The sequence below is a fragment of the Actinokineospora sp. PR83 genome (assembly GCF_021056305.1).
Lineage (GTDB): Bacteria > Actinomycetota > Actinomycetes > Mycobacteriales > Pseudonocardiaceae > Actinokineospora > Actinokineospora spheciospongiae.
This window is the reverse complement of the sequence record NZ_JAJCXD010000115.1, coordinates 1-10,953: the sequence shown is the minus strand read 5'-3', so window position 1 is coordinate 10,953 and position 10,953 is coordinate 1. Positions and strand designations below refer to the sequence as shown.

The 10,953-nt window shown below is 73.2% G+C and carries 12 protein-coding genes, 2 tRNA genes and 1 pseudogene; 6 read left to right on the top strand and 9 right to left on the bottom strand.

The features are described from left to right. Nucleotides 1–204: 204 nt before the first annotated feature. The 4 genes from L6E12_RS31070 to L6E12_RS31055 all read right to left on the bottom strand — a co-directional run bounded on the left by L6E12_RS31070 (nucleotide 205) and on the right by L6E12_RS31055 (nucleotide 1,646). Nucleotides 205–278 (bottom strand) — tRNA-Asp (locus tag L6E12_RS31070). Between the two features lie 41 nt (nucleotides 279–319). Continuing rightward, nucleotides 320–392, bottom strand: a tRNA-Glu gene (locus tag L6E12_RS31065). 104 nt (nucleotides 393–496) lie between these two features. Next, nucleotides 497–1,237, bottom strand: a complete 741-nt coding sequence (locus tag L6E12_RS31060) for a hypothetical protein (protein ID WP_236231486.1) — start codon at nucleotides 1,235–1,237, stop codon at nucleotides 497–499. Between the two features lie 163 nt (nucleotides 1,238–1,400). Then, the gene (locus L6E12_RS31055) at nucleotides 1,401–1,646 is read right to left on the bottom strand and encodes a hypothetical protein (protein ID WP_236231485.1); all 246 of its coding nucleotides are present in this window, start codon (nucleotides 1,644–1,646) and stop codon (nucleotides 1,401–1,403) included. Nucleotides 1,647–1,884: 238 nt separating this feature from the next. Between L6E12_RS31055 and L6E12_RS31050 the strand changes: the two genes are divergently transcribed. From L6E12_RS31050 to L6E12_RS31035, 4 genes are all read left to right on the top strand, one after another. Then, nucleotides 1,885–2,181 carry a metal-sensitive transcriptional regulator gene (locus L6E12_RS31050; protein ID WP_035281185.1) on the top strand — a complete coding sequence of 99 codons (297 nt, stop codon included), beginning with the start codon at nucleotides 1,885–1,887 and terminating at the stop codon, nucleotides 2,179–2,181. A 60-nt stretch (nucleotides 2,182–2,241) separates the two neighbouring features. Then, on the top strand, nucleotides 2,242–2,451 hold the full coding sequence (locus tag L6E12_RS31045) for a heavy metal-associated domain-containing protein (protein WP_236231484.1): 210 nt from the start codon (nucleotides 2,242–2,244) through the stop codon (nucleotides 2,449–2,451). A 39-nt stretch (nucleotides 2,452–2,490) separates the two neighbouring features. Further along, a complete protein-coding gene (locus L6E12_RS31040; RefSeq protein ID WP_236231483.1) occupies nucleotides 2,491–4,746 on the top strand; it encodes a cation-translocating P-type ATPase in 2,256 nt (751 codons plus the stop codon). A 313-nt stretch (nucleotides 4,747–5,059) separates the two neighbouring features. Beyond that, nucleotides 5,060–5,407 carry a hypothetical protein gene (locus L6E12_RS31035; protein ID WP_236231482.1) on the top strand — a complete coding sequence of 116 codons (348 nt, stop codon included), beginning with the start codon at nucleotides 5,060–5,062 and terminating at the stop codon, nucleotides 5,405–5,407. Nucleotides 5,408–5,505: 98 nt separating this feature from the next. On the opposite strand, the gene L6E12_RS31030 is transcribed toward L6E12_RS31035, so the two are convergent. Continuing rightward, nucleotides 5,506–5,709: a cold-shock protein gene (locus L6E12_RS31030; RefSeq protein ID WP_035281179.1), complete on the bottom strand. Its 204-nt coding sequence runs from the start codon at nucleotides 5,707–5,709 to the stop codon at nucleotides 5,506–5,508. A gap of 387 nt (nucleotides 5,710–6,096) precedes the next feature. Here L6E12_RS31030 and L6E12_RS31025 point away from each other — a divergent pair, with 387 nt between their 5' ends. Continuing rightward, nucleotides 6,097–7,293, top strand: coding sequence for an Ig-like domain-containing protein (locus L6E12_RS31025; RefSeq protein ID WP_236231481.1), 1,197 nt, complete (start codon nucleotides 6,097–6,099; stop codon nucleotides 7,291–7,293). 298 nt (nucleotides 7,294–7,591) lie between these two features. Beyond that, the gene (locus tag L6E12_RS31020; protein ID WP_236231480.1) at nucleotides 7,592–8,446 is read left to right on the top strand and encodes a helix-turn-helix transcriptional regulator; all 855 of its coding nucleotides are present in this window, start codon (nucleotides 7,592–7,594) and stop codon (nucleotides 8,444–8,446) included. Between the two features lie 387 nt (nucleotides 8,447–8,833). On the opposite strand, the gene L6E12_RS31015 is transcribed toward L6E12_RS31020, so the two are convergent. The 4 genes and pseudogenes from L6E12_RS31015 to L6E12_RS31000 all read right to left on the bottom strand — a co-directional run. After that, entirely contained in the window at nucleotides 8,834–9,364 is a 531-nt protein-coding gene (locus tag L6E12_RS31015) for a hypothetical protein (RefSeq protein ID WP_236231479.1), read from the bottom strand. Further along, entirely contained in the window at nucleotides 9,361–10,140 is a 780-nt protein-coding gene (locus tag L6E12_RS31010) for a hypothetical protein (RefSeq protein WP_236231478.1), read from the bottom strand. The genes L6E12_RS31015 and L6E12_RS31010 overlap by 4 nt, the downstream gene beginning before the upstream one ends. Nucleotides 10,141–10,447: 307 nt before the next feature. Then, nucleotides 10,448–10,738, bottom strand: coding sequence for a hypothetical protein (locus L6E12_RS31005; RefSeq protein WP_236231477.1), 291 nt, complete (start codon nucleotides 10,736–10,738; stop codon nucleotides 10,448–10,450). Then, nucleotides 10,735–10,953 (bottom strand): annotated as a pseudogene (locus tag L6E12_RS31000) (hypothetical protein); the annotation flags it as partial. The pseudogene L6E12_RS31000 and the gene L6E12_RS31005, both read right to left, overlap by 4 nt.

Genomic DNA, 10,953 nt, shown 5'->3' with positions numbered 1-10,953 from the left:
CGAACCGCCGACCTACCGCTTTTCAGGCGGTCGCTCGTACCAACTGAGCTACCTGGCCATACAAAAAGTGCGAAAGCACTGAACCACAAGAACCACGCTGGTTCAGCAACAGATCGCACCGTGGGGGTCTGGGGGGTCGCCCCCCAGTGCAATGGCGAGCGCCCATGCTCACGCACTCCGTGAGCATGGGCGTGCCAAAGCGAGCGACCCTGACGGGACTCGAACCCGCGACCTTCGCCGTGACAGGGCGACGCGCTAACCAACTGCGCCACAGGGCCTTGCTCTACTGCTGGTGGAACCTTACCTTACCGGTGTTGCGTGCTCCCAACGGGATTCGAACCCGCGCTGCCGCCTTGAAAGGGCGGAGTCCTAGGCCGCTAGACGATGGGAGCCCAGGTGCTGCTTGCTCGGTGTCGCTGGAAGCAAGATTAGCTTAGGGCACACCGCCCAGCCACCGAAATCCGGGGTACCAAACAGGGTCTGACCTGCGCGGACCTCACTCCAGGGCGAGCAGGGCCTGGTGCAGCTCGGTGCGGTCGCCCGGGTCGAGGGCGGCGAGGAGTTCGTCGGTGCGGAGGTTGGTGGCGTCCTCGGCGGCTTCCCAGCGGACGGCGAGGTTGGGGATCGCCCCGGCGGTGGCGACGAGCCCGGTGATCGCCTCGGGGCGCCAGCCGATGAGCGGCAGCCGGTCGGGGCCCGCGCCGGGGTCGGCGATGACGGCGGCGGGCAGCGGGACGCCGCAGGCGCGGAGGGCGGCGAAGTGCAGGCCGCCGCGCAGCTCGCGGAAGAGCATCAGGGCGTGGCCGAGGCGCTCGGGGCCTTCGGTGGGGCGCGGGGCGGCGCGCAGGCCCGCGAAGAGGGGCAGGCCGCTGGCGTCGGCGGCGTCGACGACCGCCAGCAGCAGGTCGGCGGTGCGGTCGGGGGTGGTGGCGTGGGCCAGGTGGGTGCGCGACCACTGCCAGAGGGCTTCGCAGTAGGCGGCGAGGGCGGCCTCGGGCAGCAGGGTGGCGCGGGAGAGCAGCAGCTCGACCATCCTGGGCGGGAAGATGCCGAAGGTCTCGGCGGCGACCAGCGGGGTGGGGGCGCCGAGGGCGGCGGCGCGGCCGCTGAAGTAGAGGGTGTTCGCGGGTTGCCCCGCGGCGGCCTCCTGCTCGGCGAGTTCGGCTGAGGTCATGAAGGCGCCGCCGAGGCGCTGGACGACAGCGCGGGTCTCGGCGGCGACGGAGACGGCGGTCACGCGGGCAACGGTGTCACGGAATGGCCGGAATCCGCAATGGTCCGCGGGGGCCAAGTCGAGGGTGTCCGCTATTTACCGGCGCGCATTCGGTATAGCGGTCCGAAATGGGTTGCTCTATACCGGGAACGGCGTCGGCGGACGCCGTTCCCGGGGGCGCGGGCGGTCAGCGGCGAACCGGCGGGATCCCGTCCTCGCCGTCGACCAGGCCGAGCATTTCCAGCAGCTCGCGGCAGTCCCCGGCGTCCAGGGCGCTGCGCGCCACGGCCAGCCTGGCCCGGCGGACCTGCTCGTCGGAGACCCTGGCGGACTCCCCGGAGCGCGGTGCGGGGACGCCCCCGGGGTACTGCCCGGTCGAGCCCATGCTGTCCTGCTGGAGAAGGAAGCTCCGGACTTCGAGTGACCCGCTCATTGTTGCCTCCCCGGCTTTTGGTCTGGCGTGAGGCTATGAGAGAAGTCGGCGTTCTCGCAGCCCCCCGGCGAGTGAACCGGTCCACACCTTGGGTTGCCGAAAGTGATCGGTTTTCCCGACGCTTTGTGACAACGACCGACATTTTCCGGCCACCCCCTTCACCCGTTCGGCCCTGTGTGCGCCGCCTCGCACACCGTCCGCTTGCTGAACCCCTACCCCCCATGGGTATCTTGGAGGCATGGAGCACGAGCACGCCCCCGGCTACAGCGCCAAGAAGGACGCCCACCTGCGCAGGCTGCGCCGGGTGGAGGGGCAGGTCCGCGGCCTGCAGCGGATGGTCGACGAGGACAGCTACTGCATCGACGTCCTCACCCAGGTCTCCGCCGCCACCAAGGCGCTGCAGGCGTTCGCCCTCGAACTGCTGGAGGAGCACATGGCGAGCTGCGTCGTGGACGCCGCCAGGGAGAGCGACGCCGCCGCCGCGGCGAAGGTGCGCGAGGCCGCCGACGCGATCGCCCGGCTCGTCCGCTCCTGACCCGACCGGCCACCAGAGACAAGCCACCCAGCGACAAGCACACAGAGGAAGGCACGAACCGTGTCCCAGCAGACCGTCTACACCGTCACCGGCATGACCTGCGGCCACTGCGCCGGCTCGGTCACCGAGGAGCTGTCCGAGCTGCCCGGTGTCACCGACGTCGCGGTCGACCTGCCCACCGGGGCGGTCACCGTCACCAGCGACGCCGAGCTGGACCGCTCCTCGGTCGCCGCCGCGGTGACCGAGGCCGGGTACCAGCTCGCGGGCTGAGCCCCGCCCCACCAGCCCACGCCGACCCGAGGGAATCCCATGACCACCACCGAGCACGCCACCGACACCGTCGAGCTGGACATCGGCGGGATGACCTGCGCCTCCTGCGCCAACCGGGTCGAGCGCAAGCTGAACAAGCTCGACGGCGTGCGCGCCTCGGTCAACTTCGCCACCGAGCGCGCCACCGTCACCGCCCCCGCCGGGTTCGCACTGGACCGCCTGGTCGGCACGGTCGAGGCCGCGGGCTACACCGCCGCCCCGGTCGCCGAGCAGCGGCCGGACCCGGCGGAGGCGGACTCCGCCCACGACGGCGAGGCCGGGGAGCTGCGCAAGCGGTTCCTCGTCGCCGCCGTGCTCGGGGTGCCGGTCGTGCTGGTCTCGATGGTGCCCGCGTGGCAGTTCCCGACCTGGCAGTGGGCGGCGCTCGCGCTGTCGACCGTGGTGGTCGTGTTCTGCGCGTGGCCGTTCCACCGGGCCGCGGCGGTGAACCTGCGCCACGGCGCGGCCACCATGGACACCCTGGTGTCGATGGGCATCGCGGTCGCGTTCCTGTGGTCGGTGTACGCCCTGCTGTTCGGCGGCGCGGGCACGCCCGACCTGCGGCACGAGTTCAGCCTGCTGCCGCGCGGGGACGACGGCACCGCCGACGTCTACTTCGAGGTGGCCGTCGGCGTCACCGCGTTCCTGCTGCTCGGGCGCTGGCTGGAGGCCCGGTCGAAGCGGCGGGCCGGGGCCGCGCTGCGGGCGCTGCTGGCGATGGGCGCCAAGGACGTCGCCGTGCTGCGCGACGGGGTGGAGACCCGGGTCCCGGTGACGCGGCTGCGGGTCGACGACCTGTTCGTGGTGCGGCCGGGGGAGAAGGTCGCCACCGACGGCGAGGTCGTCGAGGGCACCTCGGCGCTCGACCGGTCGCTGGTCACCGGCGAGTCGGTGCCCGAGGAGGTGGGGCCGGGCTCGGCGGTCGTCGGCGGCACGCTCAACACCAGCGGGCGCCTGGTCGTGCGGGCGGCCAGGGTCGGCGCGGACACCCAGCTCGCGCAGATGGCCCGGCTGGTGGAGCAGGCGCAGACCGGCAAGGCGCAGGTGCAGCGGCTCGCCGACCGGGTCTCGTCGGTGTTCGTCCCGGTCGTGCTGGGCATCGCGCTGCTGACCCTGCTGGGCTGGCTGCTCACCGGGGCGGAGGCGGACGCGGCGGTGACCGCGGCGGTGGCGGTGCTGGTGATCGCCTGCCCGTGCGCGCTGGGCCTGGCCACGCCGACCGCGCTGCTGGTCGGCACCGGCCGGGGCGCGCAGCTGGGCATCCTGGTCAAGGGCCCGGAGGTGCTGGAGTCGACCCGCCGGGTGACGACCGTCGTGCTGGACAAGACGGGCACGGTCACCACCGGTCGGATGTCGGTGGTCGAGGTCGTCGCCGCCCACGGGGTCGACCCGGCCCGGCTGCTGCGGCTGGCGGGCGCGGTCGAATCCGGCTCGGAGCACCCGATCGCCCGCGCGGTGGCCGCGCACGCGGCCGAGGCCGGTCCGCTGCCGCCGGTCGAGGGCTTCCGCAACACCGAGGGCCTGGGGGTCACCGGCCTGGTCGACGGCGAGGACGTGGTGGTGGGGCGGCCCCGGCTGCTCGCCGAGCACGGCGTCGCCGGGATCGAGGCGCTGGCCGACGCCAAGGCCGCCGCCGAGGAGCGCGGGCACACCGTGGTCGCCGCGGCGGCGGGCGGGCGGGTCCTGGGGCTGATCGCGGTGGCCGACACGGTCAAGGAGTCCAGCGCGGACGCCATCCGCGCCCTGCGCGCCCTCGGCCTGCGCCCGGTGCTGCTGACCGGCGACAACGAGCGGGTGGCGTGGGCGGTCGCGGCCCGGGTGGGCATCACCGCCGAGGCCGACGTGATCGCCGAGGTGCTGCCCGCGGAGAAGGTGGCCGCGGTGCGCGGTTTGCAGGAGGCGGGCGAGGTCGTGGCCATGGTGGGCGACGGGGTCAACGACGCGCCCGCGCTGGCCGCCGCCGACCTGGGCCTGTCCATGGGCACCGGGGCGGACGTGGCGATCGAGGCGGGCGACCTGACCCTGGTCCGCGGCGACCTGCGGCTGGCCGCGGACGCGATCCGGCTGTCGCGGCGCACGCTGCGCACCATCCGGGGCAACCTGTTCTGGGCGTTCGCCTACAACGTGGCGGGCATCCCGCTGGCGGCCCTCGGCCTGCTCAACCCGATGATCGCGGGCGCGGCGATGGCGCTGTCCAGCGTGTTCGTGGTGTCCAACAGCCTGCGCCTGCGCGGCTTCCGGGCCGCCGCGGGCTGATCGCGCCCGGTGGGTGAACACCTCACCCGTCAAGGCGAAATCCGGGTGAACATTCGCTGAGAAAAATACACGTCCGGACCTCGCCGGAAACGCGTGCGCGTGCAACAATCGACGTGCTGACACCCCCCGGTCAGCACCTGTGGAGATCCCCTCCGGCCCCCGCGCTCCTCCCCCTGGCGCGGGGGCCTCTCCCTGTCGGGAGTCGGGGTCCGCGCAGGTCAGCGGCGGTGGCACCGGTAAACCATCCACACCGTCACACGTGCCCCAGGTCACAGGTTCAGGTCGGCCGCGACCCGTTCGTTATCCTGTGCCCGTGCCTTTTCCCTCTTTCGGACGCAGCCGCACTGACCCCAAGGCAGACGGCACCAGCTCAGGACGCCAGCGCGGCCCGCTGCGGGAGCAGGAGCAGCAGGACCTCCCCGACAGCGACCTGGAGAACTACCTGGCCGCGCTCTCCCCGGACAGCGACGTGGAGACCACCGGTTCGGGTCGCCGCTTCGGCAGCGCCGAGGTGCACCAGCTGCGCCTGCCGCTGGTCGCCAACGAGCAACTGCGCGAGATCGCCGCGTACCGCAACACCTCGCCGATGGCACTGGCCCAGGAGTGGGTCATGCAGCGGCTGGAGTGGGAAGCGCAGCAGCTCAAGCAATCGCAGTCCTGAACCCCGACACCCAACCGAGGAGCCCCGGTCCTGTGCGGACCGGGGCTCCTCGTCGTCAGGTCGGTGCCGCTCCCGCGCGGCCGACTAACAGCAGATGACTACAGCGGGATGACGTTCGTGGCCTGCGGGCCCTTGGTGCCCTGGCCGACCTCGAACTCGACGCGCTGGTTCTCCTCCAGCGTGCGGAATCCCTTGGACTGGATCTCGGAGTAGTGCACGAAGACATCGGCACCGCCGTCGTCCTGCGCGATGAAGCCGAAGCCCTTTTCCGAGTTGAACCACTTGACAGTGCCCTGTGCCATAAACCTGCCTCCAACGCAGGAGCATTGGGGCTGCACCATGCAGCCCCGGGCCGCCCCCGGGCGATACTCCCGCCCACTACAGCGGGAAAGCAGCGCGCCCGCGTTCTCGTTCCGCGAGCGTGTAAGCACGAACACAGAAACTACGGCCTGCACGGCAAATCGTATCGAGCGAAACCCCGGCGCACTACTGCCTGACGGGCGCTCGACTCGGCCATGCGGGTGATGTGGGTGAGCACGCTCCGCAATGGTCGCACCGCACTTCGAACGCGAGGCGAACTGCGTCGGAATTCCATTGAATGTGTTGCGCGTCACAGTGTTCTCGGTCAACTTCCGAGTGGCCCGCCACGTCGTTACGGGTGCACACGCAATGGGGGAAGGGAAACACACATGGACACGCGGAGGCGCTGGTTCCCGGCGACGCTGCTGGGCGCGGGCCTGGTCGCCGCGCTGGCCCTGGGGGGCTGCACGAGCGAGGGCGCGGCCTCGGCCGCGGGCGGCGGCGGGGGACAACCCGCCGCGGAGCAGAGCGTGGCGAAGTCGGCCACGGTGACCACCTCCCCGGCGGCGGGCGCGGTGGACGTCGGCCCCGGCGGACCGGTCACGGTGACGGTGGTCGACGGCGCGCTGGAGACGGTGTCGCTGACCAACCCGGAGGGCAAGCAGGTCAAGGGCACCCTCTCGGCCGACCGCAAGTCGTGGGCGGTCGCCGAGGACCTCGGCTACGGCAAGACCTACACCTGGTCGGGCTCGGCCACCGGCGACGACGGCAGGGCGGTCGCCTTGGCGGGCGCGTTCACCACGGCCAAGCCCAAGCGCCAGGTCGGCGCCAGCCTCAACACCGGCGACGGCCAGACCTACGGCGTCGCCATGCCGATCGCGGTCACCTTCGACGCGGCGGTCAAGGACAAGGTCGCGGCCGAGCAGGCGCTCGCGGTGGAGACCTCGGTCCCGACCGAGGGCGCGTGGGCGTGGCTCGACGACCGCCGGGTGCACTGGCGGCCCAAGGAGTACTGGAAGCCCGGCACCCAGGTGAAGGTCACGGTCGACATCTACGGCCGCGACCTCGGCGCGGGCAGCTACGGCCGAGCCGACGTCACCTCCGCCTTCGCCATCGGCCGCTCCCAGGTCGTCAAGGCCGACACCCAGACCCACCGCATGCTCGTCTTCCGCGACGGTGTCCAGACGGCCGACTTCCCGGCGTCGATGGGCCTGGAGTCCGACCCCGGCCGGGTCACCAAGAGCGGCACGCACGTGGTGATGAGCAAGCACTTCACCTACGCGATGACCAACCCCAAGTACAACTACGAGAACGTCGTGGTCCCCTGGGCGGTCCGCATCTCCAACAACGGCGAGTTCATCCACGGCTACGCCCCGTCCATCCCGCAGCAGGGCAAGGCCAACGTCTCCCACGGCTGCATCAACCTCGCCCCCGCCAACGCCAAGCTGTACTTCGACTCGGTCCTGGTCGGCGACCCGGTGGAGATCACCGGCAGCAACCAGCAACTGAGCGCGGTCGACGGCGACATCTACGACTGGGCCATCACCTGGGACAAGTGGACCACGATGTCCGCCAGCAGCAACTGATCGATCCGGGGGAGGGGTGGGCGGCCGAGTGGCCACCCACCCCTCCCCCGTCCCACCCCACCCACGCGCCCACTCGGCCCCATGCCTCGACGCCCGTCCCAACTCACCGCACCCCCGGGTCCTTCGGCCTCGACGCCCCTCTCGACCGACCACCGCGCCCCCGCGTGCCCTGCCTCGACCCACCACCGCACCACCAGAACCCAGCCCCTGTGCCCGTCTCGACCCACCACCGCACCGCCGGGGCCCCGCCTCGGCTGATCACCGCGCCCCCGGGCCGCGCGGTGGCTACTGTGGCCCGGTGAGCCGCTTCGCCGCGCTGTCCCCGGTGCTGGGCCATCCCCCCGCCGCGGCCCCGGCGGAGCCCGAGGAGGTCGCCGCCGGGTACCTGGTCGTGCGCTCCTCCGGGGCCACCGCCGCCCGCCAAGCCCTCGACGCCGCCCGCGGCGGCAAGACCAGGGCCGACCCGGACCGGGTCCAACTGCTCATGCGCGCCACCCTCCCGCGCCACCTGCCGCCCGCGGGCACCACCATCGGCTTCGGCGACTGCGAACTGCGGGTCCACCCCGGCGACCGCCAGGGCATGGTCCTGCTGACGGTCGCCACCCACAAGCTCTCAGTCGACTTCGGCGAACTGCGCCCCCTGCTGTTCCGCCAGGTGCCGGTGGAGCGGGGCCTGCAATCCCTGTTCGCCACCTCGGTCGCCCACCTGCTCGCCGTCGCCGAAACCCTCGACCCGCACGGCGCCAAGGCCTACCTCCTCGGCCTGGCCGAACTGGTCCTGCGCACCGCCCTGCGCACCGAACTCGACCGCGCCGACGCCCTCGCCACCCGCCGCCGAGCGGCCACGGAGTACATCCGCGAACACCTCTCCGACCCCACCCTCACCGCCGAGCGCATCGCCGAAGCCCTCTTCATCTCCCGCCGCCGCCTCTACCAACTCTTCGACGACGGCGACGGCGTCTCCGGCCGCATCAGAACCCTCAGGGTGGAACGCGCGAAGGAACTCCTCGCCGACCCCGCCCTCGGCGTCCGGGGAATCGGCGAGATCTCCCGCCAGTGCGGCTTCGCCAACGCCGCCCACTTCTCCAGAACCTTCCGCAAAGCAGTAGGCCAAACCCCCCGCGACTACCGCGACGAAGTGCTGGGCACCTAGAACCCACCAGCAAAGCCGCCCAGCCACCCCGCCCCGGCACCCACCGCCCGAACACCACCGGCGCAGCCGACAACCACCGCGCCACCTGCCGGCCGGGCGGCCAGCCACCTGAACCCCACCGGGCGCAGCGGAAGCCAGCCACCCCACCAACCGCCGGCCCGGCTACGAAAAGGCCCGGGTGGGTGGATCTGCTTGGGTGGGGGAGCCGATCATGTGCAAGCCTGCCCGGGCAGTGGGGCATCTCTTCAGCCCCACTCGGTCACACTGGGCACATGATCGGCGTAGGGGCCCCGCCCAAGCAGATCCACCCACCCGGGCACGCCCCCAAAACTCCCGGCGCTCCAAGCCCAGACACGACCAAGCGGATCCAGCACCACACTCCACCACTCACGCGAAAGACACCGACGACACCAACCGCCCCAACGTCGAGGCCAACTCCAACCACCCGCGCCCGGTCGTCGAGTGCAGGGTGAACACCGCCATCCGCCGCCCCTCCGGCTCGATCACGATCGCCTGCAACTGGCACCCGGGTTCCCCGGCCGGGATGCGGTCGGCGATCACCACCGGGTGCCCGCGCTCGGTCCGCGCCTCGGTCACGTCCTGGATGTCCGGCCCGGCCGCCGCCTCCAGGTAGTCCCGCAGTTCCGCCGCGGCGCCCGCCCCGTGTGGCACGTCGCTCACCACCACCAGCGCCACCAGCACCGCGGGGTCGGCGGCGGCGTGCTCGACCACGGCGACCAACCCGGCCCCGTTGGCGTGCGCGAGTTCGGCGGCCTCCACGGCGGACTGCCGCAACCCGGGGTCGTGGGCGGATTCCGGTCCGCGGGCGCGCACCATCAGCGCGGCCAGCTCCTCGGCGGTCTGCTCGGGACTGGTCAGCGAAACCGGGGTGACGCCGGGGACAGCGGCCAGTTTCACCGCCGCGGTCCGCGGGTCGGCGCCTCGACGAGGACGATCGTTTCCCGGCCTGCCTGCGCGGGCACCAGCGCGCCCGCGAACGCCCCCGCCGCCCCGGTCGGCCGGACCACGCTCCCGCCCGCGGGCGAGAACAGCCGGGCGAGGGCGGCGGTGGCCCCGGAGAGCCCGTCCAGCACGGGGATCATCCCGCGGACGGCGGCGGGCCCGGCCGGGGCGGGCGCCCCGCGCAGGGCGTCCAGCTCGGCAGCCGCGGCGGACGCGGTCCGGTGGTGCTCCTCCGCGAGCGCGCGGGCGGCCCGCAGCACCTCGTCCAGCCGCGACCGCAGGGCGGCGAGGGTGGACTCGGCGGTCGCGTGGTCCATCCCGGCCACCGCGGCGGCAGCGGGCGTGGCGGCCAGGTCCAGGTTGTTGCGCGCGGCGTGCACGTCGTCCTCGGCCGCCGAGATCCGCCCCCGCACCTTCCGCGCCTCCGCGTCCAGGTCGGCCGCCGCCCGCCGGTTCCCGGCCAGCACCCCGGCCCACCCCGACAGCACCTCAGCCGCCCGCCGCAACCGCTCCGCCCGATCCTCCGCATCAGGCGGAACACGCCCCAGCGCCGCCGCGAACGACTCCGCCGCGGCCCCCGCCCACCCCCCGGTGGCCTCCCGCGCCCGCCGCACCGCGGGCTCGACCTGCCCCAACGCCTCCGCCGCGGCCACGAACCCGCCGGCGGCGGCCACCGCCGCGTCCGGGTCGCCCGGCACCGGGTCGAACCCCAACCCGCGGTAAGCGCTCACCACGCCCCCTCCCCACCCGAAACCGGAGACGCCACCCCGACGCGCCGTCCCGCACCGGTCCGGCTCCCCCGGGGAGCCCGCCCCACCCAGGGGCCGCGGACATCCCGCCGACCCCGAACAGCGCCCGCAACGCCGACTCCCGCCCCGGCCCCGGCCTCTGCGCCGAACTTGAGCCCGAGCCCGAGCAAGATCATCCGGCCCTGGGGACCCCCCATTTCCACGTTACCGGGTGGGGGTGACGGTTCCGGTGCGTCGGCGAGGGGGGTGTGGACAACCTCGGGTGGGGTGTGGACAGCCGGGGGCATGGTCAGTCGCGGAGGTGACGGGTGAGGGCGGCGGTGACGTCCGCCTCGGTGTCGGTGTAGGCGTTGTCGGCCGCGCGCAGGCCCGCCGCTGCTCCGGTGATGGCGGACGTGGTGGTCGTCAGGGCGCTCCGGGCTTCGGTGGTGAAGGCGGTCAGCGCTGCCGCGAGGTCCGGGGGGCCGACCGGTGTGGTCGCGTCGGCGTCGAGGCGCACCTCGGCCAGGGTGTCCGCGGTGTCGCGGAGCCTGGCCGAGGCGGTGGCCAGTTCGCCGGGGTCGGCGCGGTAGCCGGTCACGCGCCGAAGACCGACGGGTAGGCGGGGGGCAGGTCGTCGAAGAAGTCGGTGCCCTCACCGTACTTGTCCTTGTGCTCCTCGTCCTCCGCGCCGGGGGCGCCCGCGCCGCCCGCCATGCCGGGGACCATGCCGGAGGTGCCGCCGCGACCGCCCATCGCGGACTCCGCGGCCAGCGCGCCCGCCGCGCCGCGCGCGGCCAGGCCCGCGCCGGCGCT